Source organism: Luteimonas terrae, from assembly GCF_004358165.1.
GTDB lineage: Bacteria > Pseudomonadota > Gammaproteobacteria > Xanthomonadales > Xanthomonadaceae > Luteimonas > Luteimonas terrae.
On the sequence record NZ_SMTG01000002.1, the window covers coordinates 660,735 to 684,303 of the forward strand.

22 protein-coding genes, 1 tRNA gene, 1 other RNA gene and 1 riboswitch are annotated in these 23,569 nt (G+C 68.5%); of the genes, 17 read left to right on the forward strand and 7 right to left on the reverse strand.

Going from position 1 to position 23,569, the window contains the following annotated elements; translation table 11 throughout:
• Positions 1 to 30: 30 nt before the first annotated feature.
• Genes serC through aroA form a run of 3 tightly spaced genes read left to right on the forward strand, consistent with a single transcriptional unit; the run spans position 31 to position 3,612 of the window.
• Positions 31 to 1,131 carry a 3-phosphoserine/phosphohydroxythreonine transaminase gene (gene serC / locus E2F49_RS03300; RefSeq protein ID WP_133392594.1) on the forward strand — a complete coding sequence of 367 codons (1,101 nt, stop codon included), beginning with the start codon at positions 31 to 33 and terminating at the stop codon, positions 1,129 to 1,131.
• Positions 1,124 to 2,302 carry a prephenate dehydratase gene (gene pheA / locus E2F49_RS03305; RefSeq protein ID WP_133392595.1) on the forward strand — a complete coding sequence of 393 codons (1,179 nt, stop codon included), beginning with the start codon at positions 1,124 to 1,126 and terminating at the stop codon, positions 2,300 to 2,302. Before serC ends, pheA begins: the two co-directional genes overlap by 8 nt.
• Positions 2,299 to 3,612 carry a 3-phosphoshikimate 1-carboxyvinyltransferase gene (aroA, locus tag E2F49_RS03310; RefSeq protein WP_133392596.1) on the forward strand — a complete coding sequence of 438 codons (1,314 nt, stop codon included), beginning with the start codon at positions 2,299 to 2,301 and terminating at the stop codon, positions 3,610 to 3,612. Before pheA ends, aroA begins: the two co-directional genes overlap by 4 nt.
• Positions 3,613 to 3,680: 68 nt before the next feature.
• Here aroA and E2F49_RS03315 read toward each other — a convergent pair whose 3' ends face one another.
• Positions 3,681 to 4,217 (reverse strand): energy transducer TonB, encoded by a 537-nt coding sequence (locus tag E2F49_RS03315; RefSeq protein WP_243713392.1) that lies wholly within the window; start codon positions 4,215 to 4,217, stop codon positions 3,681 to 3,683.
• A 90-nt stretch (positions 4,218 to 4,307) separates the two neighbouring features.
• Positions 4,308 to 4,967 carry an energy transducer TonB gene (locus tag E2F49_RS03320; RefSeq protein WP_165971107.1) on the reverse strand — a complete coding sequence of 220 codons (660 nt, stop codon included), beginning with the start codon at positions 4,965 to 4,967 and terminating at the stop codon, positions 4,308 to 4,310.
• Between the two features lie 110 nt (positions 4,968 to 5,077).
• Here E2F49_RS03320 and serS point away from each other — a divergent pair, with 110 nt between their 5' ends.
• The 4 genes from serS (at position 5,078) to E2F49_RS03340 (ending at position 8,413) form a co-directional block, all read left to right on the forward strand.
• Positions 5,078 to 6,358, forward strand: coding sequence for a serine--tRNA ligase (gene serS / locus E2F49_RS03325; protein WP_133392599.1), 1,281 nt, complete (start codon positions 5,078 to 5,080; stop codon positions 6,356 to 6,358).
• A gap of 113 nt (positions 6,359 to 6,471) precedes the next feature.
• Positions 6,472 to 7,473 carry a LysR family transcriptional regulator gene (locus E2F49_RS03330; RefSeq protein ID WP_133392600.1) on the forward strand — a complete coding sequence of 334 codons (1,002 nt, stop codon included), beginning with the start codon at positions 6,472 to 6,474 and terminating at the stop codon, positions 7,471 to 7,473.
• A 282-nt stretch (positions 7,474 to 7,755) separates the two neighbouring features.
• Positions 7,756 to 7,845, forward strand: a tRNA-Ser gene (locus tag E2F49_RS03335).
• Between the two features lie 97 nt (positions 7,846 to 7,942).
• On the forward strand, positions 7,943 to 8,413 hold the full coding sequence (locus E2F49_RS03340; protein ID WP_133392601.1) for a hypothetical protein: 471 nt from the start codon (positions 7,943 to 7,945) through the stop codon (positions 8,411 to 8,413).
• A gap of 5 nt (positions 8,414 to 8,418) precedes the next feature.
• Here E2F49_RS03340 and E2F49_RS03345 read toward each other — a convergent pair whose 3' ends face one another.
• A complete protein-coding gene (locus tag E2F49_RS03345) occupies positions 8,419 to 8,916 on the reverse strand; it encodes a hypothetical protein (protein WP_133392602.1) in 498 nt (165 codons plus the stop codon).
• A gap of 64 nt (positions 8,917 to 8,980) precedes the next feature.
• Positions 8,981 to 9,574, reverse strand: a complete 594-nt coding sequence (mntP, locus tag E2F49_RS03350) for a manganese efflux pump MntP (protein WP_133392603.1) — start codon at positions 9,572 to 9,574, stop codon at positions 8,981 to 8,983.
• A gap of 22 nt (positions 9,575 to 9,596) precedes the next feature.
• Positions 9,597 to 9,757, reverse strand: a riboswitch (yybP-ykoY riboswitch).
• A gap of 219 nt (positions 9,758 to 9,976) precedes the next feature.
• Between mntP and ssrA the strand changes: the two genes are divergently transcribed.
• Positions 9,977 to 10,329, forward strand: a transfer-messenger RNA (tmRNA) gene (gene ssrA / locus E2F49_RS03355).
• A gap of 74 nt (positions 10,330 to 10,403) precedes the next feature.
• Complete coding sequence (locus E2F49_RS03360; RefSeq protein WP_133392604.1) at positions 10,404 to 12,599, forward strand: CHASE domain-containing protein; 2,196 nt, start codon at positions 10,404 to 10,406, stop codon at positions 12,597 to 12,599.
• 48 nt (positions 12,600 to 12,647) lie between these two features.
• On the opposite strand, the gene smpB is transcribed toward E2F49_RS03360, so the two are convergent.
• Positions 12,648 to 13,154 (reverse strand): SsrA-binding protein SmpB, encoded by a 507-nt coding sequence (gene smpB / locus E2F49_RS03365; protein ID WP_055247952.1) that lies wholly within the window; start codon positions 13,152 to 13,154, stop codon positions 12,648 to 12,650.
• Between the two features lie 38 nt (positions 13,155 to 13,192).
• Between smpB and E2F49_RS03370 the strand changes: the two genes are divergently transcribed.
• The gene (locus E2F49_RS03370) at positions 13,193 to 13,624 is read left to right on the forward strand and encodes a type II toxin-antitoxin system RatA family toxin (protein WP_055247954.1); all 432 of its coding nucleotides are present in this window, start codon (positions 13,193 to 13,195) and stop codon (positions 13,622 to 13,624) included.
• Positions 13,621 to 13,896, forward strand: a complete 276-nt coding sequence (locus E2F49_RS03375) for an RnfH family protein (protein WP_425481328.1) — start codon at positions 13,621 to 13,623, stop codon at positions 13,894 to 13,896. Before E2F49_RS03370 ends, E2F49_RS03375 begins: the two co-directional genes overlap by 4 nt.
• 7 nt (positions 13,897 to 13,903) lie before the next feature.
• On the opposite strand, the gene E2F49_RS03380 is transcribed toward E2F49_RS03375, so the two are convergent.
• Entirely contained in the window at positions 13,904 to 14,293 is a 390-nt protein-coding gene (locus E2F49_RS03380) for an outer membrane protein assembly factor BamE (protein WP_133392605.1), read from the reverse strand.
• 133 nt (positions 14,294 to 14,426) lie between these two features.
• On the opposite strand from E2F49_RS03380, the gene fur reads away from it, so the two are divergent.
• A complete protein-coding gene (gene fur, locus E2F49_RS03385) occupies positions 14,427 to 14,831 on the forward strand; it encodes a ferric iron uptake transcriptional regulator (RefSeq protein WP_055247960.1) in 405 nt (134 codons plus the stop codon).
• A gap of 70 nt (positions 14,832 to 14,901) precedes the next feature.
• Here fur and recN read toward each other — a convergent pair whose 3' ends face one another.
• Entirely contained in the window at positions 14,902 to 16,587 is a 1,686-nt protein-coding gene (gene recN / locus E2F49_RS03390; protein WP_133392606.1) for a DNA repair protein RecN, read from the reverse strand.
• A 128-nt stretch (positions 16,588 to 16,715) separates the two neighbouring features.
• Between recN and hrcA the strand changes: the two genes are divergently transcribed.
• The 5 genes from hrcA (at position 16,716) to dapB (ending at position 23,445) form a co-directional block, all read left to right on the forward strand.
• Positions 16,716 to 17,759: a heat-inducible transcriptional repressor HrcA gene (gene hrcA, locus E2F49_RS03395; RefSeq protein WP_133392607.1), complete on the forward strand. Its 1,044-nt coding sequence runs from the start codon at positions 16,716 to 16,718 to the stop codon at positions 17,757 to 17,759.
• Between the two features lie 64 nt (positions 17,760 to 17,823).
• Positions 17,824 to 18,357 carry a nucleotide exchange factor GrpE gene (grpE, locus tag E2F49_RS03400; protein ID WP_055247965.1) on the forward strand — a complete coding sequence of 178 codons (534 nt, stop codon included), beginning with the start codon at positions 17,824 to 17,826 and terminating at the stop codon, positions 18,355 to 18,357.
• A 133-nt stretch (positions 18,358 to 18,490) separates the two neighbouring features.
• A complete protein-coding gene (gene dnaK, locus E2F49_RS03405) occupies positions 18,491 to 20,407 on the forward strand; it encodes a molecular chaperone DnaK (RefSeq protein WP_133392608.1) in 1,917 nt (638 codons plus the stop codon).
• Between the two features lie 150 nt (positions 20,408 to 20,557).
• A complete protein-coding gene (gene dnaJ / locus E2F49_RS03410; RefSeq protein WP_133392609.1) occupies positions 20,558 to 21,691 on the forward strand; it encodes a molecular chaperone DnaJ in 1,134 nt (377 codons plus the stop codon).
• A gap of 1,028 nt (positions 21,692 to 22,719) precedes the next feature.
• Positions 22,720 to 23,445, forward strand: coding sequence for a 4-hydroxy-tetrahydrodipicolinate reductase (dapB, locus tag E2F49_RS03415; RefSeq protein WP_133392610.1), 726 nt, complete (start codon positions 22,720 to 22,722; stop codon positions 23,443 to 23,445).
• Positions 23,446 to 23,569: the final 124 nt, after the last annotated feature.

Genomic DNA, 23,569 nt, shown 5'->3' on the forward strand with positions numbered 1-23,569 from the left:
GGCCCCGAAATCCGTTCCGTGGAGTGTTCAATGGCGCGTGCGTACAACTTTGCTCCCGGACCGGCGGCCTTGCCTGAAAGCGTGCTGAAACAGGCACAGGCGGACATGCTCGAGTGGGGCGATGCCGGTGCGTCGATCGTCGAGATGAGCCACCGCGGACCGGAGTTCATGGAGGTCGCGGCGCGTGCCGAGGCCGACCTGCGCACGCTGCTGGCGATTCCGGACGACTACGCGGTGCTGTTCCTGCCCGGCGGCGCGACCACCGCCCAGGCGCTGCTGCCCCTGAACTTCGCCGATGCGGGCGCGACGGTCGACTACGTCGTGACCGGCCATTGGGGCAAGACCGCGCTCAAGCAGCTCACGCCGTCGGTGCAGCTCAACGTCGCCGCCAGCGGCGAGGCCGACGGCTGGCGCACGATTCCCGCGCGCGACAGCTGGCGCCTGACCCCCGGCGCGGCCTACGTGCACATCACCGCCAACGAGACCATCCACGGCGTCGAGTTCCGCCCGGCTTGGGGCGAGCCCGCGCCCGACACCGGCAACGTGCCGCTGTTCGCCGATTTCAGTTCCAGCATCGCGTCGGAGCCGATCGACATCTCGCGCTACGGGGTGATCTACGCCGGCGCGCAGAAGAATCTCGGACCGGTCGGCATCTCGGTGGTGATCATCCGCCGCGATCTGCTGGAACGTGCCGGCCAGCCGCGCGCGAACATCTTCGACTACCGCGCGCAGCTCGCGAACGATTCGATGCTCAACACGCCGCCGACCTGGAACTGGTATCTGGCCGGTCTGGTGTTCCGCTGGATGCTCGACGCAGGCGGTACCGCCGCGTTCGACCGGCTCAGCGACCAGAAGGCGGCGCTGCTCTACGGCGCGATCGACGGTTCGGGCGGCTTCTATCGCAACGACGTCGATGTCGCGGTGCGTTCGCGCATGAACGTGCCGTTCTTCCTCGCCGACGAGGCGCGCAACGACGCGTTTCTCGCCGGCGCGCGCGAAGCGGGCCTGATCGGCCTCAAGGGACACCGCGTGCTCGGCGGCATGCGCGCGTCCATCTACAACGCGATGCCGGTCGACGGCGTCCGCGCCCTCGTCGACTACATGCAGGATTTTCAGAAGCGCAATGGCTGATTCGAAGAAAAAGACCGCAGGCGCCGCCGGGACGAAGACGCCGGCGGCGGCCAAGGTGGAGGCGGCGAAGGCGGCCGCGACGGCAGGCGTGGCCAAGCCCGATCTCGACGCGGTGCGCGCGCAGATCGACGGCATCGATCGCCAGATCCAGACGCTGATCGCCGAGCGCGCGCAGTTCGCGCGGCAGGTCGGCAAGGCCAAGGGCAAGCTCGCCGCCGCCGTCGATTACTACCGGCCCGAACGCGAGGCGCAGGTACTGCGCCGCGTCGTCGATCGCAACGACGGTCCGCTGTCGGACGCCGAGCTGGTGCGCCTGTTCCGCGAAATCATGTCGGCGTGCCTGGCCCAGCAGGAGCCGCTGAAGATCGGCTATCTCGGGCCTGAGGGCACGTTCTCGCAGCAGGCGGTCCACAAGCAGTTCGGCCATTCGGCCAAGGGCCTGCCGCTGGCGAGTATCGAGGAGGTGTTCGACGAAGTCGCGGCCGGCAATGCCGACTTCGGCGTCGTGCCGGTCGAGAATTCGGGGCAGGGCACCATCCAGTCGACGCTCGACATGTTCCTGACCTCGCCGCTGAAGATCTGCGGCGAAGTGGAACTGCGCGTGCACCAGTACCTGCTGTCGCGGACCGGCCGTCTGGACGACATCGAGCGCGTCTACTCGCACGGTCTGTCCCTGGCACAGTGCAAGCAGTGGCTGCGGACCAATCTGCCGGGCGTCGAGAAGCACGCGGTGGTCAGCAACGCCGAGGCGGTGCGCCGGGCGAAGAAGTCCGACGACGCGGCGGCGATCGCAGGCGAGAATGCCGCGCACGTCTACGGCATGCAGGTCATCGCCGGCCCGATCGAGGACCGCAGCGACAACACCACGCGCTTTCTCGTCATCGGCCGCGCCTCGTTCCCGCCCTCGGGCAACGACCGCACCTCACTGATGGTTTTCATCCGCGACCAGCCCGGCGCGCTGTACCGCATCCTCGAGCCGTTGGCGCGCCGCGACATCAGCATGAACCGCATCGAGTCGCGGCCCGCGCACGGCGCGCTGTGGCAGTACGCGTTCTTCATCGAGGTCAACGGACACGTCGACGAATCGCCGCTGAAGGATGCCCTTGGCGAGATCGACGCCTTCGCCGGCGAAGTCCGTGTGCTCGGCTCCTACCCGGTGGCAGTGCCGTGAGCGAGGCCTTGTGGATCGCGGCGCCCGGCGCGCCGCTGCGCGGCGAAGTGCGGGTGCCCGGCGACAAGTCGGTCTCGCACCGCGCGATCATGCTGGCCGCACTGGCCGATGGCACCTCGCGCATCGACGGCTTTCTCGAAGGCGAGGACGCCCGCGCGACCGAGGCAATCTTCCGCAGACTCGGGGTCGCGATCGAAACGCCCGAGCCCGGCGTACGCATCGTGCACGGCGTCGGCATCGATGGCCTGCGCGCCGCCGATGGACCGCTGGACTGCGGCAATGCCGGCACCGGCATGCGCCTGCTCGCCGGCCTGCTCGCGGGCCAGGCCTTCGACAGCACGCTGATCGGCGACGCCTCGCTGTCGAAGCGGCCGATGCGCCGCGTGACCGGGCCGCTGGCGCAGATGGGCGCGCGCATCGACACCGGCGAAGGCGGCGTGCCGCCGCTGCAGGTGCATGGCGGCGCGCCGCTCAGCGGCATCGAATTCGACAATGCGCTGGCCAGCGCACAGGTGAAGTCCTGCCTGCTGCTGGCCGGTCTGTACGCGGACGGCGATACCGTCGTCCACGAAGCCCGCCCGACGCGCGACTACACCGAGCGGATGCTGGCCGCGTTCGGATGGCCGATCACCTTCGCGCCGGGTATCGCACGCCTGACCGGCGGCCATCGCCTGCGCGCCACCGACGTGCGTGTGCCGGCCGATTTCTCGTCGGCGGCGTTCTTCCTCGTCGCCGCGTCGATCATTCCCGGCTCCGACCTGCTGCTGCGCCGCGTCGGCATGAATCCGCGCCGCACCGGCCTGCTGCACGTGCTGCGTCTGATGGGCGCCGACATCGTCGAATCCGATGCGGGCGAGGAGGGCGGCGAGCCCGTTGCCGACCTGCGCGTGCGTCACGCGCAGTTGCGTGGCATCGATGTGCCGGAAGTCCACGTGCCGGACATGATCGACGAGTTCCCGGCGCTGTTTGTCGCCGCGGCCTGCGCGTCCGGGGCCACCCGCGTCACGGGCGCCCACGAGCTGCGGGTCAAGGAATCGGACCGCATCGCGACGATGGCCGCGGGTCTGCGCACGCTGGGTGTCGCGATCGAGGAGGCCGAGGACGGCGTGACGATCACCGGCAGCGCCGAGGGTTTCGGCAGCGGCACGGTTGACAGTCACGGCGATCACCGCATCGCGATGTCGTTCGCGATCGCCGGCCAGCGTGCGCGCGGAGAGGTCGTCATCGGCGACACCGCCAACGTCGCGACGTCGTTCCCGGGCTTCGTGCAGTTGGCCGGACGGGTCGGCTTCGCATTACGCGCGCCGTAATCCATCGAAAAGAAAACGCCCGCATCCTGCGATGCGGGCGTTCCGGCTGCAGATTCCATCGGATCAGATCAACGCGGCGCATCGGCCAGCGTGAAGTCGATCGGCACGCGCACGGCGCTCGCGGTCGGCTTGCCGCCCTTGATCGCCGGCTCGAATTTCCAGTCGCGCACCGCCTGCTGCGCGGCACGGTCCAGATCACGCAAGCCACTGCGCTTTTCGACAGTGACGTCGGTGGCGTTGCCGTTGGCGTCGACCTGCACCAGCAGGACGAGCGAGCCTTCCTCGCGGCTGCGCGCAGCCGCCGGCGGATAGGGGATCTCGGGCTGCGCGACCGGACGGGCTTCGCGATCGGCGGGACGCGCCGGCGCGGTCTCGCGCGGCGTGGTACGTGCGGCGGGCTCGCGCTCGGCCGGCGCAGCGGCGGGATCGTCGATGACCGGCGTCGGTGGCAGTTCGGTGGTCTCACGGGCGCCACGTTGGCTCAGCACGTACCAGCCCAGGATTACCAGCACGACAAGCAAGAGGATCCACAACAGTGGACTGGAGCCCTTGCGCGGTGGCTCCTGCGGCGGGGGCTCGATGGGACGCTGCACGGGCGTGTTCATGCCGCACCTCCTTCCTGAATGGGTGCGGCGGAGCGTCCCACGCAAGATGTGCATGTCATGTCACGGGGGCGACGCCCGCGATCGGACGTGTCAGCCGGCCGGCGAGAATGCAATCGGCACACGCAGCTCGCCGGCCACGGGCTGCCCGTCGCGCTGCGCCGGTTCGAAGCGCCAGCGGCGCACGGCAGACACCGCGGCGCGGTCCAGTCGCCGATGCTGGCTGCTGCCGATGACGTCGACGCCATCGACGCGGCCATCGGCACCCACCTTGACCAGCAGCAGCACCTCGCCCTGTTCGCCGCGTCGCAGCGAGGCCCGCGGGTAGTCCGGCTGCGGCATCGTCACGGGACGCGGCAGGCTGCTGGGCAGATCGGCCGCGGCGACCGACGTCGGCGGCGCCGGCGCGGCGGGCTCGGCGACGGGCGGTGGTGCGGGCGCGACCTGCGGCACGTGCGCATCGATGCGCACCGGCGTCTGCGTGTCCTGCGGACTGGTGTACTCGAAGCCGCCGCGCGCGCCATCACCGGCCGGCAGCGGGGCGGGCAACGGCGGCAAGCGCATGCCGTCCGCGGTCGCGGGGACGGACTCGGGATTCTGGTCGGGCGCAGGACGCCCCAGCCACAGCACCGCGAACAGCAGCACGCCGACGACGCAGCCGCCGAGCACCAGCCACCACGCGTGCCCGCTCGGCAGCGTGTCGCGGACCGTGCGACGCAAACGCACGGCGAACGTGGGGGCAGCGGCAGGCATGGCGGACTCCTCGACGCGGGGCCGCATTCTGGCACAGGCATCGCGCCGGCCCGGCCGGCGGGGTTCCGGGCGATAATGGCGATCCGTTCATCGAAAGCGAACCACCCGTCATGCTCGATCCCAGCCTCCTGCGCCAGCATCTCGCCGACACCGCCGCGCGTCTGCGCGACAGCCGCGGGTTCGACCTGCCGGTGTCGCAGCTCGAGTCGCTGGAGGCCGAACGCAAGCAGATCCAGGTGCGCACGCAGGAGCTGCAGAACCTGCGCAACACGCGCAGCAAGGCAATCGGGCAGGCCAAGGCCAAGGACGAGGACGTCGCGCCATTGCTGGCCGAGGTCGCCGGTTTCGGCGACGAACTGAAAAGCAGCGAGGCACGTCTGGTCGAGATCCAGGCCGACATCGAGGCCATCGTGCTCGGCGTGCCGAACCTGCCGGACGACGGTGTGCCGGTGGGTCGCGACGAGTCCGACAATGTCGAGGCCTCGCGCTGGGGCACGCCGCGCACGTTCGACTTCGAAGTCCGCGATCACGTCGCGCTCGGCGAGCGCCACGGCTGGCTCGACGCCGAGACCGCCGCCAAGCTCAGCGGCGCCCGCTTCACCGTGCTGCGTGGCCAGCTGGCGCGCCTGCATCGCGCGCTTGCGCAGTTCATGCTCGATCTGCACACCACCGAGCACGGCTACGAAGAGACCAGCGTGCCGCTGATCGTCAACGCCGACACGATGCGCGGCACCGGCCAGTTGCCGAAGTTCGAGGACGATCTGTTCGCGACGCCATTCGGCGACGAGACGCGCTATCTGATTCCGACGGCCGAAGTGCCGCTGACCAACATCGTCCGCGACACCATCGTCGAGGCCGATCGCCTGCCGCTGCGCATGAGCGCGCATTCGATGTGCTTCCGCTCCGAGGCCGGCAGCCATGGCCGCGACACCCGCGGCATGATCCGCCAGCACCAGTTCGAGAAGGTCGAGATGGTGTCGATCGTGCGGCCCGAGGACAGCGACGCCGAACTCGAGCGCATGACCCGCTGCGCGGAGACCGTGCTGGAGAAGCTGGGCCTGCCGTACCGCAAGCTGCTGCTGTGCACCGGCGACATGGGCTTCGCCGCGCGCCGCACCTACGACCTCGAAGTCTGGCTGCCCTCCCAGGAGACGTATCGCGAGATCTCCTCGTGCTCCAACACCGGCGACTTCCAGGCGCGGCGCATGCAGGCGCGCTGGCGCAACCCGGAGAGCGGCAAGCCCGAACCGGTGCACACGCTCAACGGGTCGGGACTCGCGGTGGGCCGCACGCTGATCGCGGTCATGGAGAACTACCAGCAGGCTGACGGCTCGATCGAGGTGCCCGCGGTGCTGCATCCGTATATGGGCGGGCTCACCCGGATCGCCTGACGACGCCCTTGAGGCGTTTGCTGGAACGAATCGCGCCGATAGGCATAGTCTGTTGCAAAATTGGAATGCAAGTGGTGGAATATCGCGGATTGTCCTGATAGCGAGATTCCCCCATGCAGGATTTGAACGATCTGTACTACTTCGCGATGGTCGTCGAGCACGGCGGTTTCGCGGCGGCCGAGCGCGCGCTCGGTATTCCGAAGTCCCGTCTGAGCCGTCGCATCAGCCAGCTCGAGAACGACCTGGGCGTGCGGCTGCTGCAACGTTCCACGCGCCGCTTCGCGGTCACCGACGTCGGCCAGAGCGTGTTCCGCCACGCGCAGTCGATGCTGGCCGAGGCCACGGCCGCGCGTGAGGTCGTCGACCGTCTGAGCGCCGAGCCGCGCGGCCTGGTGCGCGCCAGCGTGCCGGTCAGCATCGCCCAGCAGTCGATTCCGCAGATGCTGCCCGAGTTCCTCGCGCGCTATCCGCAGGTGCGCGTGCAGCTGCATGTCAGCAACCGACGCGTCGACGTGATCAACGAGGGCTTCGACGTCGCAGTGCGCGTGCGCTCCAAGCTCGACGACGACGGCAGCCTGGTGATGCGCAGCTTCGGCCAGATCCAGGAACTGCTGGTCGCCAGCCCCGGCTATCTCGACCGCATGGGCCGGCCCAAGGATCCCGACGAACTCGACCAGCACACCACGATGAGCATGGGCGAGGACGAGGTGAAGCAGCGCTGGGACCTGCAGGCCGCCGACGGCACGACGCGCCGCGTCGAACTCAAGCCGCGCGTCGCCGGCTTCGACTTCCCGATGCTGATGGCGCTGGCCAAGCAGGGCCTGGGCATCACGATGCTGCCCGAGACCCTGTGCGCCGAAGCCGTGCGCAACGGCGAGCTTGAGGTGGTGCTGCCCGACTGGCACCTGCCGCAGGGCATCGCGCACGCCGTGTTCGCCTCGCGCCGCGGCCTGCTGCCGGCGGTGCGCGTCTTCATCGACTTCCTCGCCGAGAAGCTGCCGCCGCTGATCGAAGCCTCCAGCCTCGACTGCCGCAACTGCGAGAAGAAGCCGATGCCGGGCGCCGTCCCGCCGCCGCGCATCTCGAACGCCGCCGTGCGTGCGACAATGGCCTGACGCAGCGACGCCACGCGGAGCGTGGCGTTCTGTTTTCGGTTGGACGGCCTGAAGCTCGGATCTCGAGCTCGAAAAGAGGAACCGGCAGAGTATCTGCCGGCAGGTCGATGATCAGACCGTCAGCATGCAGTAGCAGCGCGGTGGACAACGGAGAGATGGCCGAGTGGTTTAAGGCAGCGGTCTTGATCCGGAGGCCGAAGGCCGGAGGAGACGTCGACCGCAGGTCGATGGCCAAACCGCCGCCACCGCGTCAGCGGTGCAAGTGGCGAAGCAGCAGACAACGGAGAGATGGCCGAGTGGTTTAAGGCAGCGGTCTTGAAAACCGCCGAAGGGTCAAACCTTCCGTGGGTTCGAATCCCACTCTCTCCGCCAATTCCGCTCGTAGCCGCCGATCGCGCGCGGATCACGATTGCGAGAGGGCCCGGATGACGAGAGCATCGACTGCGACTGCGACTGCGATTGCGTTCGGGTGAGCATCCGGATGATTCATTCAAGAGTCTCTACCGTGCTGCTCGCTTGCGTGGTTCTCGGGCTGCCCGCATCGTGTTCGCGCAATGTGGCGGATCCCGAAGCGATTGCCTCGACCCCGCTATCGATCGACGACGGCGCGGTCTCAAGTCATCTCGATGCAGCCACGACCCAAGCGCCAGAGGCAGTGCCGCGTACTGCACACATGCCAACGTCCGAACATCGCCTGCAGGCGGCGCGTGCACTGATCATCCAGCAACTGCGGGGAACCGCCGACGCGCAATTCCGCAACGAGCGGGTGCTGCAGGACGGCCAAATCGTCTGCATGGAGGTCGCAGTGGCTGCCGAAGAAGACAGGGCTTCCCCGGCATTCACGAAGGCGGTCGTCATCACCCGGCCGGATCGCGCGCCGTCGGTCTGGGTCGACCGCGGCCATGAGGTGGTCGCTCACATCGCCTGCGAGCTTGCCTGAACCACTCAGCTGAGTGCGGACGGTTCCTCGAACGGCAAGTGCCGGGCGCCAGTCTGCAGCAGCGCGGGCTCTGCGCGGGCGAGCGTCTTGTCATCGGCATCGATCACGACGAGGATGCGGCCGCTCTCGATCTCGTCCTCGAACTTTCGGCGGATCGGGTCGGGCAGGGCGGCGCCGACCAGAGACGACGCCCAGGTGCCGACGGCGGCGCCACCGAGTGTGGTCAGTGCAACGCCGGCCAAGGTCAGGCCCAGTGGCGGCACGGCGACAGCGACCAGACCCGCGAGCAGTCCGCTCGCGCCGCCGATGCCGGCGCCACGCAGCATCGCGTGCTTGAAGTCGGTCGGCGCTTCCTTCTTGTGCTCGGGCAGCGCTTGCAGTTCGATGTCGCCGCGTGCGATCAGCGACACGTCGGGGTCTTCGACACCGGCATCGCGCGCTGCGCGGACCGCGGCTTCGGCGTCCTGCACCGATGGCGTGCTGTAGACACGGCGGACTTTCACGGGCGACTCCGGGCCGGAAGCGGTGCGCGCAGCTTCCCCGCGGTCTCGTCTGCCGCCCGTGAACCTACGCCAGGCCGATGCCGCCGCCCTTGCCGGACAGATGTTCGTAGAGGATCACGCTGCCGATCGCGATGAGGATCAGGCCGCCGATGATTTCCGCACGCTTGCCGACGATCGCGCCAAGCGCGCGACCGAGCATGACGCCAGTCGTGACCATGACCAGCGTGCAGACGCCGATGACGCCAGCGACCAGCAGGATGTTGACGTCGAGAAACGCCAGACCCACACCGACCGCCATCGCGTCGATGCTGGTCGCGAAGCCGGTCGCGGCGAGTGTCCAGAAGCCGTGCGGCCTGGCGTCGTCGTCATCGTCCGCCGGGGCGTCCTGCTGCAGGCCGGCCCGCACCATGCGCAGGCCGAGTACACCCAGCAGCACGAACGCGATCCAGTGATCCCATGCGGTCACGTAGGCGGCCGCGGCCAGGCCGAGCGCCCAGCCGATGACCGGCGTGATCGCTTCGATGGCGCCGAAGATCGCGCCCGCCCGCAAGGCCTCGGGGAACCGCGGACGCTGCATTGCCGCGCCCTTGCCGATCGCGGCGGCAAAGGCATCGGTGGACATGGCGAAGCCGATCAGAATGATCGAGAGAAAGGACATGCGATGACTGCGTTCGGGTCGGGCAGAGACGATGCACGGCGCGCCGGCACGCCCAACCTCCGTTGCGCCGGCACTCCGCTGGTCTCGCCTACCGTGTCTGGTTGCCTGCACCACGATCGGATGGGATCGAGTGTGTTGATGCAGGCGCCTCCGCGATGCGGAAGCCGGCTACTCCCCAAGGGGACGCGCATGGTAATGGCGCGCGCGGCACAATGCACACGTATAGCCGATGACATGCATCATAGATGGAACGATTGGGATGCCGCGTTGTTGCCGCCACGCGCGCACCACGCCGTATCGCGCCCGCCGATGTAAACCGCCGGCACCCGTCTTGACCGCGGCGCTTGAGATGCACGTGCGCGGCCCTATACTTGCCGACGTCAGAGCGATGTTCTGATTCCCGGGGGTGCACTGGCTTCGACGGGGGTCGCGAAATTGCCTGGTGCATGCCGAGGGGGCAGCTTTCCTCGTAAATCCAGCGGCAAAACTCTAGTTGCCAACGACGACAACTACGCTCTCGCCGCTTAAGGCGTAAGCCCCGAACCCACTTGTGCTCGTGCTCGTGGATGTAGGGTCATTATCACGAGAACCAGCCGCGGCGGCCGCCTGTCTGCCGTGGTTGAACTCACAGGCTGGTTCCGGGATGCGCTTCGCGCACCGTGCTGTTCCGGGACGAGATCCAACGGTGCGCTAAGCATGTAGTACCGGGGATGGAGTGCCTTCGGACGCGGGTTCAATTCCCGCCACCTCCACCATCTTCAAGGAAAGCCGGGCCCTCGGGTCCGGCTTTTTCTTTGGCCGAAACGCATGCGCTCGTTATGCTGTTGTGATGGCCGCGTCCACGCCACGTCAAGAGATCGAAGCCGCGCGTGCGCGACTGCCGCGGCGTCCGCGTCGCAGCCACGTGCTCGCGGTGCTGGTGCTGGTGGGTTCGCTGCTGATGGTCGCGCTGTATGCGCGCGGCGCCGGCGAGCGCGAGCGTCGGCTGGCCGAGGCAAGCTTCATCGCCGACGCCGACCAGCTCGCCGACACCGTGCGCCAGCGCCTGTTGCAGTACGAATTGAGTCTCCGCGGCGGTGTCGCGCTGCACAGTGCGGCGGTCGAAACGCCGACCGCACGCCAGTGGCGTGGCTATGTGGACGGACTGGATATTCGGCGCCAGCTGCCCGGCATGATGGGAATCGGCTACGTGGCCTGGCTCGATCCGCGTTCGCTCGCCGAATTGCAGTTGCGGCAGCGCGAAGCGGGCGAGGGACTCTTCATGCTGTCGCCGCGCGGCGTGCGGCCCAACTACGGCGCGATTCTGTACTTCGAGCCTGAGATCGAATCGAGCCGCCTGGCGATTGGCTACGACCAGTACAGCGATCCGGTGCGGCGCGAGGCGATGGAGGCCGCGCGCGACAGCGGCGAAGTGCGCATGAGCGCGCCGGTGCGCCTGCGCCAATACGGGCGCGAGGGACAGTCGGGCGTGCTGCTGTTCGCGCCGGTCTATCGTACCGCGCGCCTGCCGGTGTCGCGCGCCGGTCGCGAGAATGCACTGGTGGGCTGGGTCTATGCGCCGTTCCGCACCGCAGAGTTCATCGACCGCTCGATGATTCCGGTCGGTTACAACCTGGCGTTCCGCATCGTCGACGTGACCGACGGCAAGCAGGTGCCCCTGCTTGCGTCCGACGGCTGGGTGGACGGCGCCGAGGCGCCGGACACGCTGCACAGCGTGACGCAGCAGCTCTACGGTCGCAGCTGGCGGTACGACTTCCAGCACGTGGGACCGTTGACCTCGGGCGGCATGCGCGAGCTGCAGGCGACGCTCATCGCCGGCGTGCTGGCCTGTCTGCTGCTGTTCGCGGTGGTGATGACGCTGGCGCAGACCCAGTCGCGCGCGGAGACACTGGCGCACCGGCTCAGCGATTCCTACCGGCGCAGCGAACAGCGCTTCCGCAACGCCATGCAGTACTCGGCGATCGGCATGGTGCTGCTCGACCGCAATGGCGCGATTCTGGAAAGCAATCCGGCGATGGCCGAGATCGCAGGGGTGAGTCAGGCGGCGCTGGCGGGCACGGCCTTCAAGCGCTACTTCATCGACGGGCACGATGATGTCTCGCGCACCCAGGAGCTGCAGGCCTTGCGCGAAGGCGTGTTCCGCAGCACGCGACGCCTGCAGCGGTACGACGGCGACATCCGCGAGGTGCATCTGGCCTCGACCCTGATGCCCGGCGATGACGGCAGCGACGTCGCCCGGCTGGTGCAGGTCGACGACGTCACCGAGCGCCTGCGCGCCGAGGCGCAGGTACACGCGCTCAACCGCACGCTGGAATCACGCGTCGAGCAGCGCACCCGCGAGCTCACCCAGGCGAACCACGAGCTGGAATCGTTCGCCTACATCGTCTCGCACGATCTGCGCGCGCCGCTGCGCAGCATCGACGGCTTCGGCCGCATCCTTTCCGAACGCTACGATGCGGTCATCGATCCGCAGGGCCAGGACTATCTGGCGCGCGTGCGCAACGCGGCCGCGCGCATGGACGCGCTGATCGATGCGCTGCTGAAGATGTCGCGCATCAGCCGCGGCGAGTTCAAGCGCACGCCGCTCGACCTCAGCCGCATGGCCGGCGAGGTGCTCGGCGAACTGCGCCAGTCCGAGCCCGCGCGCGAGATCGCGGTGCGGATTGCCCCGGAGCTGCGCGCGGAAGGTGACGCGGCGCTGGTGCGCAATCTGCTCGAGAACCTGCTCGGGAATGCCTGGAAATTCACCGCCAATACCGCGCAGGCGACGATCGAATTCGGCATGGCCCCCGGTGGCGTGTTCTACGTCGCCGACAACGGCGCGGGGTTCAACGCCGACTACGCCAGCAAGCTGTTCCGACCGTTCCAGCGGCTGCATCGCGACGACGAGTTCAAGGGCCACGGCGTGGGGCTGGCGTCGGTGCGACGCATCGTCGAGCGCCATGGCGGCACGATCACCGCCGAGGGACGCCCGGGCGGTGGCGCGACGTTCCGCTTCACGCTGGCGTCGTCGCCGCGCCGCTGAGAGGGCGCGTGGGGCATCCGCAAGCGCCCCGGGATGTGCAGGTGCGGCTCAGGCGTTCCGGTTGTGCGCCCGCATCGCGCGCTGCTTGTCGCGCTGCCAGTCCTTGTCGCGTTCGGCATTGCGCTTGTCGTGGTTCTGCTTGCCCTTGGCCAGTGCGATCTCGGCCTTGACCTTGTTGCCCTTCCAGTAGAGCGCGGTCGGCACGATGGTGTAGCCGTCGCGCTGCACGCGGCCGATCAGCATGTCGATCTCGCGCTTGTGCAGCAGCAGCTTGCGCGTGCGGTGCGGGTCGGCGATCACATGGGTCGAGGCCTGGGTGAGCGGGGTGATCTGCGCGCCGATCAGGAACAGCTCGCCCTTGAGCACCATCGCGTAGCTTTCGCCGATGTTGGCGCGACCGGCGCGGATCGCCTTGAGTTCCCAGCCCTGCAACGCCAGTCCGGCCTCGAACTTGTCTTCCAGCTGGTATTCGTGGCGCGCGCGTTTGTTCAGCGCGATGGTGCCCGTGCTGTTTGCCTTATCCTTGCCCTTGCTGCCACCGCTTTTCTTGCTCATCCGTCCATTGTCCGCGAAGAAGGTTCCCCAGGCGAGTCATGCCCAAGATCGAACGTAGTGCCCTCGTCGGGCAACCCGCCGAGCGCATGTACGCGCTGGTCAACGATGTCGCCGCCTATCCCCGCCGCTTCGCCTGGTGCGATGCGGCGGAGATCCAGGAAGCCACCGACACCCGCATGGTCGCGCGCCTCGATCTGGGGCTCGGCGCACTACGCACCTGGTTCACGACCGAGAACACGCTCACCGCGCCCGAGACCATCGACATGCAGCTGCGCGATGGCCCGTTCAAGTCCCTGCATGGTCGCTGGACCTTCCGCGCACTGGACGCGAACGCCTGCAAGGTCACGCTGCTGCTGGAATTCGAGCCGCAGAGCCGCTTGATGCTGCCGGCGCTGACGCTGGGGTTCAAAGGTCTCGCCGACCGCATGGTCGACGACTTCGTCCGCGTCGCCGAACGCGAGTCGCCGTGATCGGCATCCGTGCGGTGCGGGCCTGGCCCGGCCGCCACGAGGACTGGGCGCTGCAACTCCAGGATGGCGCCTGCGTGGCCGATGCGCTGGCGATGCTGCGGCAACTTGCACCGGCCGCGCTCGAGGGCATTGCCGGGCAGGCGGTGTACGGGGTGCGCGTGCAGCCCGATGCACGTTTGCGCGATGGCGACCGGCTCGAACTGCTGACCGGCCTGCAGGCCGACCCCAAGGACGCGCGTCGGCGCCGCGCCGCGGCCAGCCGCGGCGCCTGAAGCAGGATCAGCGGCGGCGCTGGTTGCCCTTCTCGCGCGGCAGGTTGCCGAACTTGCGCATTTCAGCGGCCAGTTCCGCGTCACGCTTCGGGAAGTAGTCGCCTTCCCAGCGCGTCACCTGATCGTTCTCGAAGAACACGGTGAAGTTCTTGATCGTGGTGCGGCCGCGACGGTTGGCGCGCTCGGACGCGGTGTAGTCCCAGCGCTGGTGATGGAACGGGTCGGCGACCGACGGCGTGCCCAGCAGCGCCTCGACCTGCGGCTTGCCCATGCCGACCTGCAGCTGCTCGACCGCCGATGCATCGATCAGGTTGCCCTGGTAGATCGGCTGCTTGTAGAGCACGCCGCAGCCGGCGGTGGCGAGCGCGAGGACCGGTACGAGGAGAAGCTTGTGCATGTCGTTGGGAACGGCCTGGAATGACCGGCCGATGATACACTGCGCGCCACGCCGCGACCGCGATCCAGGCAGCTGGCGTTCAACCGCCAGTGGACCGCCGGCCCGTTTTTCCCGGCCTGTTCTGGAGACGCCCATGGAATCGCTCGACCTGCGCAAGGCAGGACTGAAAGTCACCCATCCGCGGATGCGGATCCTGCAGCTGCTGGAACAGCGCACCCCGCGCCAGCACATGACCGCCGAAGACATCTATCGCCAGCTGCTCGAGCAGGGCGACGAGATCGGTCTGGCCACGGTGTATCGCGTGCTCACCCAGTTCGAGGCCGCGGGCCTGGTGCTCAAGCACAATTTCGAAGGCGGCCACGCGGTCTACGAACTCGATCGCGGCGGTCACCACGACCACATGGTCGATGTCGACAGCGGCAAGATCATCGAGTTCGAAAGCGAAGAGATCGAAGCCCTGCAGCGGCAGATCGCCGAGCAGTACGGCTATATCCTCGAAGAGCACTCGCTGGTGCTCTACGTGCGCAAGAAGCGCTGATCGTCCGGCGGGCGTCTGCCCGCCATCCCTCAAACGGATCAGAAGGCGCGCTCGACGACGCGCCGTGCGCTCATGCGTCAGCGGTCGCCAGCAGCTTGCGCGCGGCCGCGCGGGCTTCCTTGCTGACCTCCACGCCGCCGAGCATGCGCGCCAGCTCCTCGGCGCGCGCGCGTTCGTCGAGCCGGGTGACGTGGCTCTCGGTGGCGCCTTCGCTGGCGGCCTTGTGCACGCGGTAATGCGCATGGCCCTTGGCCGCGACCTGCGGCAGATGGGTCACGCACAGCACCTGGCGGCTGGCGCCGAGCGCGCGCAGCTTGCGGCCCACGATGTCGGCGACCGCGCCGCCGATGCCCGAATCCACTTCGTCGAACACCATCGTCGGCACCGCATCGTGGCCCAGCGCGGCGACTTCGATCGCCAGCGAGATGCGCGACAGTTCGCCGCCGGACGCGACCTTGCGCAGCGCGCGCGGCGGCTGGCCGGCGTTGGCCGAGACCATGAACTCCACGCGCTCGGCGCCCTGCGGGTCGGGACGGGTCGCCTCGATCGCCTCGATCGCGACCTCGAACACGCCGCCACCCATGCCCAGTTCGTGGATCAGCGCGGTGGTCGCCGACGACAGCGCCTTGGCGGCCTTGCGACGCGCAGTGCCGAGTGTTCCGGCCGCACTGCGCCAGCGGGCGAACGCTGCTTCGATTTCGCCGTCGAGCTGCTGCAGGCGCTCGCCGGCGCCGTCGAGCTGGTCGAGTTCGTCCGACAGCCGCGTCTGCACGTCGAGCAGTTCCTCGGGTGTGACCCGATGCTTGCGCGCGAGTTCGTGCAGGCGGCCGAGGCGCGATTCGAGCGTCGCGAGCTGGTCGGGATCGATGTCGAGATCGTCGCGGACCTGTTCGAGCAGGCGCGTGGCCTCGTCGAGCTGGATCGCGGCGGCGTCGAGCATCGCGTCGACTTCACCCAGGCGCGGCTCGTGCGCGCGCATCCGGCCCAGATCGTGACGCAGCGCCTGCAGCGCCTGTGGCAGGCCGAAGTCGTCCTCGCCGCGCATGCGTTCGAGCGCGGTGTCGCAGGTCTGGATCAGCCCGGCAGCGTTCGCATGGCGACGGTGGCTGGCGAACAGATCGGCGACCGCATCGGCAGCCAGCGCCTGGTCCTCGAGTTCGGAGAGCTGATGGCGCAGCCAGTCGCGGCGCTCACCGACGTCGCCGATCCCGGCCAGCGCCTCGCGCTCGTCGGCGAGTGCGCGCCAGGCCTGCGCGGCGGCGCGCACATCGGCCAGCAGGGCGCCGTTGCCGGCCTGCGCGTCGAGCAGGGCGAGCTGGCTGCCGCGGGCGAGCAGGGCCTGGTGCTCGTGCTGGCCGTGGATTTCGACCAGATGACCGGCCAGTTCGCCGAGCTGGGCGATCGTCGCCGGGCGTCCGTTGATCCAGGCGCGCGAACCGCCATCGGCGCGCAGGGTGCGGCGCAGCTGGCAGGTCCGGCCATCACCGAGCGTGCTGTCGTCGAGTTCGTTGTCGCGCAACCAGCGCAGCGCGGGCGCCGCGTCGTCGAGCGAGAACTCGGCGTGCAGCTCGGCGCGCTCGGCGCCATGGCGCACGATGCCGCTGTCGGCGCGCTGGCCCGACAGGAAGCCCAGGGCATCGACCAGCAGCGACTTGCCGGCGCCGGTCTCGCCGGAAATGACGGTCAGGCCGGTGCCGAACTCCAGGTCCGACTGGCTGGCGACGGCGAAATTGCGGATGGCGAGATGGGTCAGCATGGGTGCGGATTGTGCCTTGCTGCATGGCGAGGGTGTGAGCGGACTGCTGGATACACGCGCCTCGTCTCACCGTCGGAGAATCCGGCAACACGCTTGCATCGCCCCGGGCGGAACCGTATACCGCCTGCATGTCGTCCGACGCCCGCCATCCGCTCGACCCCCGCGCGCGCCAGCTGCTGCGCACGCTGATCGCGCGGCACATCCACGACGGCGAACCGGTCGGCTCGCAGACCCTGGCGCGGCATGCGGGCCTGGACGTCAGCGCCGCGACGATCCGCAACATCCTGTCCGATCTCGAAGAGGCCGGTCTGCTGGCCTCGCCGCACACGTCGGCCGGCCGCATCCCGACCGCGCAGGGCTACCGGGTGTTCGTCGATTCGCTGCTGCAGGTCAAACCACTGCGCGCGCCCGAGCTCGAACGCCTGCGCGGCGAATTGGGCGCCATCGGCGGGCAGCAGTCGCTGCTCGGCAGCGCATCGGAGCTCGTGTCGGCGATGACCCATTTCGTCGGCGTGGTCTCGGTGCCACGCCGCGAGCAGCTCGCGTTCCGGCACATCGATTTCGTGCCGCTCGATGGCCAGCGGGTGATGGCGATCATCGTCTTCGCCGACCACGAGGTGCAGAACCGCATCTTCCAGACCCGGCGCAGCTTCGAGACCGCCGAACTCGAACGTGTCGCCAACTACCTCAACCAGCAGTTCGTCGGCCGTCCGCTGGGCGACATCCGCACCGCCCTCGTCGAGGAACTGCGCAACGCCCGCGACGAGATGGAAGCGCTGCTGTCGCAGACCATGGAGCTGGCCGAACAGGCGCTGGTGCCCGGCGACGACGACATGCTGCTGGCCGGGCAGAACCGGCTGATCGGCGTGCAGGACCTGTCGGACCTCGACCGCCTCCGCGAGCTGTTCGAGGCATTCGCCCGCAAGCGCGAGATCCTGCAGCTGCTCGAACGCACCATCCGCGCGCCGGGCGTGCGCATCTTCATCGGAGAGGAAACCGGCCTCGCGCCGCTGGAGGGCATGTCGCTGGTGACCGCGCCCTATGGCGCAGGCGGGCGCACCCTGGGCGTGCTCGGCGTGATCGGCCCCACGCGCATGGCCTACGACCGGGTGATCCCGGTGGTGCAGGCCACCGCCAGCGTGCTCGGTGCCGCCTTGCATCCGGAGTCTTGAATCGCGGGATGCCGGCCCCATAGCTGGTGCCGTCGGCGGCCAGACGACCGCCCCGGAACCGGACATGACCCAGCACCCGCACGAGCAGCAGACCCCCGAATTCCACGACGTCGACGGCGAGGCCCAGGCCCCGGTCGAGCAGCAACTGGCCGATCAGGTCGAGCGCCTGAGCGCCGAACTCGAGCAGCTGCGCGCCCAGGTGCTGCTGGAGCGCGCCGACCTGGAGAACCAGCGCAAGCGCCTGGCCCGCGAAGTCGAGAATGCCCGCCGCTTCGCCAATGAGCGCCTGCTCGCGGCGCTGGTGCCGGTGTTCGACGCGCTCGAGGCGGGCCTGGCCAGTGCCTCCGACACCGATCCGCTGCGCAGTGGCGTAGAACTGACGCTGCGCGAGCTGACGAAGGCGACCGAGACCAACGGCCTGTCGACGCTCGCGCCGGCGCCGGGTGACGTGTTCAACCCCGAGCACCACCAGGCGATGAGCATCGTCGAGGTGCCGGGCGTGCCGCCGGGCGCCGTCGCCCAGGTGTTCCAGAAGGGCTACCTGCTCAACGAGCGCCTGCTGCGCCCGGCCATGGTCGTCGTCGCCAAGGCCGACTGACCGCCGGGCCGCGACGCGGCCCCTGTTTCCGATGCGCGACACCGCTTGAACGCTGTGTTGCGTGTCCCCAGATATCCGGCATCGACGGCCCCGCCGTCACCCAGACAACACATTTCCCAGAGGAATCCCCGCAATGGCAAAGATCATCGGCATCGACCTCGGCACGACCAATTCGTGCGTGGCGATCATGGACGGCGGCAAGGCCAAGGTCATCGAGAACAGCGAAGGCGACCGCACCACGCCGTCGATCGTCGCCTACACCAAGGACGGCGAAGTGCTGGTGGGCGCGTCGGCCAAGCGCCAGGCCGTGACCAACCCCAACAACACCTTCTTCGCGGTCAAGCGTCTGATCGGCCGCAAGTTCAAGGATGCCGAGGTCCAGAAGGACATTGGCCTTGTGCCCTACAAGATCCTCGAGCACGACAACGGCGACGCCTGGGTGTCGACCAGCGACGGCAAGAAGCTGTCGGCGCAGGAAGTCTCCGCGCGCATCCTCGAGAAGATGAAGAAGACCGCCGAGGACTACCTGGGCGAGAAGGTCACCGAAGCGGTGATCACGGTGCCGGCCTACTTCAACGACAGCCAGCGCCAGGCGACCAAGGACGCCGGCCGCATCGCCGGTCTCGACGTCAAGCGCATCATCAACGAGCCGACCGCGGCCGCGCTGGCTTACGGCCTCGACAAGTCGGGCGGTGACCGCAAGATCGCCGTGTACGACCTCGGCGGCGGCACCTTCGACGTGTCGATCATCGAGATCGCCGAAGTCGACGGCGAGAAGCAGTTCGAAGTGCTGGCCACCAACGGCGACACGTTCCTGGGCGGCGAAGACTTCGACGCGCGCGTCATCGATTACCTCGTCGAGGAGTTCAACAAAGACCAGGGCATCGACCTGCGCAAGGATCCGCTGGCGCTGCAGCGCCTGAAGGATGCGGCCGAGCGCGCGAAGATCGAACTGTCGTCCTCGCAGCAGACCGAAGTGAACCTGCCGTACGTCACCGCCGATGCGTCGGGTCCGAAGCACCTCAACATCAAGCTGACCCGCGCCAAGCTCGAGTCGCTGGTCGAGGACCTGATCAAGAAGTCGATCGAACCCTGCCGCATCGCGCTCAACGATGCCGGCTTGCGCGGCTCGGACATCAACGAGGTCATCCTCGTCGGTGGCCAGACCCGCATGCCCAAGGTGCAGGCGGCGGTCGCCGACTTCTTCGGCAAGGAGCCGCGCAAGGACGTGAACCCGGACGAGGCCGTGGCGATCGGCGCGGCGGTGCAGGGCGGCGTGCTGGCCGGTGACGTCAAGGACGTGCTGCTGCTCGACGTGACCCCGCTGAGCCTCGGCATCGAGACCCTGGGCGGTGTGTTTACCAAGATCATCGAGAAGAACACCACCATCCCGACCAAGGCCTCGCAGACGTTCTCGACCGCCGACGACAACCAGTCGGCCGTGACCGTGCACGTGCTGCAGGGCGAGCGCGAGCAGGCCCGCTTCAACAAGTCGCTGGCCCGCTTCGACCTGACCGGCATCGACCCGGCGCCGCGCGGCATGCCGCAGGTGGAGGTGTCGTTCGACATCGACGCCAACGGCATCCTGCACGTGTCGGCCAAGGACAAGAAGACCAACAAGGAACAGAAGGTCGAGATCAAGGCCGGCTCGGGCCTGTCGGACGACGAGATCGCGCGGATGGTCGCCGATGCCGAAGCGCATCGCGAGGACGACAAGAAGTTCCAGGAGCTGGTCGGCGCACGCAACCAGGCCGATGCGCTGGTGCACGCGACCCGCAGCGCGATCAAGGACAACGGCGACAAGGTGCCGGGTGACGTGATCGGCAACGCCGAGGCCGCGATCGCCGAGGTCGAAACCGCGATGAAGGGCGACGACAAGGGCCAGATCGAAGCCAAGTCCAAGCACCTGGAGGAAGTCGCCCAGCAGCTGTTCGCAGCGGCCGGTGCGGCGGGCCAGGGTGACGCCGGTGCGGCCCCGGGCGATGCGCCCAGGTCCGACGACGTCGTCGACGCCGAGTTCACCGAGGTCAAGGACGACGAGAAGAAGTAAGGCGTTCGCGCAAGCGACGTCAGGTGTCGGTGCACGACGGGCGCGAGGCGCCCGTCGTGCCGTCAGCCCACGGCTGGCACGACGCCTTGCAGGCGGCCTTCCGGGGTCACCGCTCACAGGCCGCATTGCGGCCGACCGATGCGAAGAACAATGAGCAAACGCGACTACTACGAAGTGCTGGGCGTCAGCCGCAGCGCCACCGAGGACGAACTCAAGAAGGCCTATCGCCGCTGCGCGATGAAGCACCACCCTGACCGCAACCCAGGCGATGCCGCCGCGGAAGCCGCGTTCAAGGAGTGCAAGGAGGCCTACGAGGTGCTGTCGGACGGCGGCAAGCGCCGCATGTACGACCAGCACGGCCACGCCGCGTTCGAACATGGCATGGGCGGCGGCAACGCCGGCCCGGGCTTCGGTCATGGCGCCGACATGGGCGACATCTTCGGCGACATCTTCGGCAACATCTTCGGTGGTGGCGGACGCGGTGGTCCGCGTCGCGGCGCCGACGTCGGCTACGTGATGGAGCTCGATCTCGAGGACGCCGTGGCCGGTGTCGAGAAGCGCGTCGAGCTGCCTACGCTCGCCGCATGCGACACCTGCGACGGCAGCGGTTCGGAAGACGGCAAGCGCGAGACCTGCTCGACCTGCGCCGGTCGTGGCCAGGTGCGCATGCAGCGCGGCATCTTCACGATGCAGCAGGCCTGTCCGCACTGCGACGGCCAGGGTCAGATCATCGCCAAGCCCTGCAAGACCTGCCACGGCGCGGGCCGCGTCGAAGACGAGAAGGTGCTTTCGGTGAAGGTGCCTGCAGGCGTCGACACCGGCGACCGCATCCGGCTGGCGGGCGAGGGCGAGGCGGGTCCTGCCGGTTCGCCGCCCGGTGATCTCTACGTCGAAGTGCGTGTGCGCCCGCATGCGATCTTCCAGCGCGACGGCGACGACCTGCATTGCGAAGTGCCGGTGCGCATTTCGCAGGCCGCGCTGGGCGACACGGTGCGCGTGCCCACCCTGGGCGGAGAAGCCGAGATCCGCGTGCCGTCGGAGACCCAGACCGGCAAGGTGTTCCGCCTGCGCGACAAGGGCGTCAAATCGGTGCGCAGCCGAGGGCCGGGCGACCTGTACTGCAAGATCGTCGTCGAGACACCGGTCAATCTCACCGCCGAGCAGCGCGAGATCCTCGAGAAGTTCGAGACCACGTTCACCGGCGAGAACGCGCGCCGGCATTCGCCCAAGTCCAGCACCTTCATGGACGGGGTCAAGGGCTTCTGGGAGCGCATGACGTCCTGAACCGCGCAATTGTGTGATGCACGACGCCCGGCAATGCCGGGCGTTCGTGTTTCTGCCAACTGGACCTTGGGTTCGAGGACTTGCCGATGCAGGTCTCACCCATCCACAGGACATGTGGATGGCCTGTCGACAATCTTGTGGATAGGCGTGCCAAGTGCATGTCCGCACTGGCACGCGGTCCGCTGGTCATTGCATCGCCAGCGTGACCGCCGGCACATCGACCGGTGGGCCATGCCGCGGCCGCCGCCATCTACGAACGGCGTCATAACGGGATTTCGCGCGGTATGGCGCTTGACGCGCCCGCGCTGCTCGCCTAGCCGGCGCACTGTCCACACGGGATGTGGATGGTCTGATGACAAACATGTGGATAAGCCGCGCGCGCCGCGTCGCAGCGGCCCGCGCAATCCGCGGTGGTTTTTTCGCCACCTGCGCTATGCCGGCTGCGGAGACTGCTTGACCCGCGCACGCCATCGCGCATCGACGGACGCGCGAGCGCGTTCCGGTTCGCGCAACCGGCGTGCCGGCCATCGCGCACGTTTGACTGCGTCGACGCAGGCCGCTAGCGGGCGCGTCATCCACAGGGACTGTGGATGATCCGATGACAAGTCTGTGGACAAGCGACGCGAAACCGCACGGCAAGCGGCGCGCGCATGGCTGGTCAAATTCTCGCCAGCGGCGCGCAAGCGTGTCGAAGCAGGCATTGACCTGCGCAAGCGTCGGTGCCTGCGCCGCCGCACGCGTGCCGCGCAGGCATGCGATGGGCCTTCCATGGAACACTGCATCGCGAATCGATTCGCGAGGTGATTCGCTTCTGCACGATAGGTCCTGCAGCGCGACGTCGCCGATCGGCAACGTGGCGAGCGCCACGCGGTGCATCGCGTGCGTGATGCACGACAACCGCGCCGTCGGTGCCCGCGCCAGGCGCGATGCCGCACAGCCGCGCCGCGGCATCGCTAGAATGCCGGCATGCACGCAGACACCGTTCCGTCCAGTCCCTGTGTTCGTCGAGCCGCGCCGGCGGTGCGCGCATGAGCGTGCGGCCGCGCGTGTTGATCCACGGCGCCTCCGGCCGCATGGGCCAGGTGCTACTGCGGCTGGCAGCCGGCCGCGACGATCTGCACGTCGTCGCCGCGGTGTCCGGCCGCGCACCGAAGCAGCGGGTCGTCGACGGCGTGCCGTACTTCGGTGCGTCCGAGCTCGGCGGCGTACCGGAGTTCGACGTGGCCATCGACTTCAGCCTGCCGGAAGGCTTCGACGTGCTGCTGGCGACCTGCGTCAAGCGCAAGGCGGCGCTGGTCTCGGGCACCACCGGCCTGGACGATGGACAGCGCGCGGCGCTCTACGCCGCCGCGGCGACGATTCCGGTGTTGTGGGCGTCCAACTTCAGTCTCGGTGTCGCGGTGCTGCAGGATCTGGTCGCGCGCGCTGCGGCGCTGTTGCCCGGATGGGATTGCGACATCGTCGAATCGCATCACACGCGCAAGGTGGATGCGCCCTCGGGCACCGCGCTGACGCTCGGCGAGGCTGCGGCCGGGCAAGGCGCGGATCCGCATTACGCCTCGATCCGCGCCGGCGACATCGTCGGCGAGCATCTGGTCCAGTTCACCGGAATCGGCGAACGTGTGGAGCTGGTGCATCGCGCGACCAATCGCGACATCTTCGCCGGGGGCGCGCTGCATGTGGCCACGCGGCTGCCCGGACGCGCGCCAGGACGCCACACGATCGCCGACCTGCTGGTGTCCGCGCTCGCCTGAACTGTCGCCCGTTCCGCTGAATGCAGTGTGCCGATCGCTGGCGCTGAACGGGTCGGACCCGTACAATTCCCGCTCGCCTGAACCCCCAGACCCCCGGACCGGTTTCCACCGCTCTGGCGGTTTC

Bases quoted from the DNA above. Each gene is read 5' to 3' on its own strand.
- fur (WP_055247960.1), top strand. From the start codon at position 14,427: ATGGAATCGCTCGACCTGCGCAAGGCAGGACTGAAAGTCACCCATCCG.
- E2F49_RS03315 (WP_243713392.1), bottom strand. From the start codon at position 4,217: ATGAACACGCCCGTGCAGCGTCCCATCGAGCCCCCGCCGCAGGAGCCA.
- dnaJ (WP_133392609.1), top strand. From the start codon at position 20,558: ATGAGCAAACGCGACTACTACGAAGTGCTGGGCGTCAGCCGCAGCGCC.
- hrcA (WP_133392607.1), top strand. From the start codon at position 16,716: ATGTCGTCCGACGCCCGCCATCCGCTCGACCCCCGCGCGCGCCAGCTG.
- E2F49_RS03360 (WP_133392604.1), top strand. From the start codon at position 10,404: ATGGCCGCGTCCACGCCACGTCAAGAGATCGAAGCCGCGCGTGCGCGA.
- mntP (WP_133392603.1), bottom strand. From the start codon at position 9,574: ATGTCCTTTCTCTCGATCATTCTGATCGGCTTCGCCATGTCCACCGAT.
- E2F49_RS03330 (WP_133392600.1), top strand. From the start codon at position 6,472: ATGCAGGATTTGAACGATCTGTACTACTTCGCGATGGTCGTCGAGCAC.
- serS (WP_133392599.1), top strand. From the start codon at position 5,078: ATGCTCGATCCCAGCCTCCTGCGCCAGCATCTCGCCGACACCGCCGCG.
- smpB (WP_055247952.1), bottom strand. From the start codon at position 13,154: ATGAGCAAGAAAAGCGGTGGCAGCAAGGGCAAGGATAAGGCAAACAGC.
- serC (WP_133392594.1), top strand. From the start codon at position 31: ATGGCGCGTGCGTACAACTTTGCTCCCGGACCGGCGGCCTTGCCTGAA.
- E2F49_RS03370 (WP_055247954.1), top strand. From the start codon at position 13,193: ATGCCCAAGATCGAACGTAGTGCCCTCGTCGGGCAACCCGCCGAGCGC.
- recN (WP_133392606.1), bottom strand. From the start codon at position 16,587: ATGCTGACCCATCTCGCCATCCGCAATTTCGCCGTCGCCAGCCAGTCG.
- E2F49_RS03320 (WP_165971107.1), bottom strand. From the start codon at position 4,967: ATGCCTGCCGCTGCCCCCACGTTCGCCGTGCGTTTGCGTCGCACGGTC.
- grpE (WP_055247965.1), top strand. From the start codon at position 17,824: ATGACCCAGCACCCGCACGAGCAGCAGACCCCCGAATTCCACGACGTC.
- dapB (WP_133392610.1), top strand. From the start codon at position 22,720: ATGAGCGTGCGGCCGCGCGTGTTGATCCACGGCGCCTCCGGCCGCATG.
- pheA (WP_133392595.1), top strand. From the start codon at position 1,124: ATGGCTGATTCGAAGAAAAAGACCGCAGGCGCCGCCGGGACGAAGACG.
- E2F49_RS03380 (WP_133392605.1), bottom strand. From the start codon at position 14,293: ATGCACAAGCTTCTCCTCGTACCGGTCCTCGCGCTCGCCACCGCCGGC.
- dnaK (WP_133392608.1), top strand. From the start codon at position 18,491: ATGGCAAAGATCATCGGCATCGACCTCGGCACGACCAATTCGTGCGTG.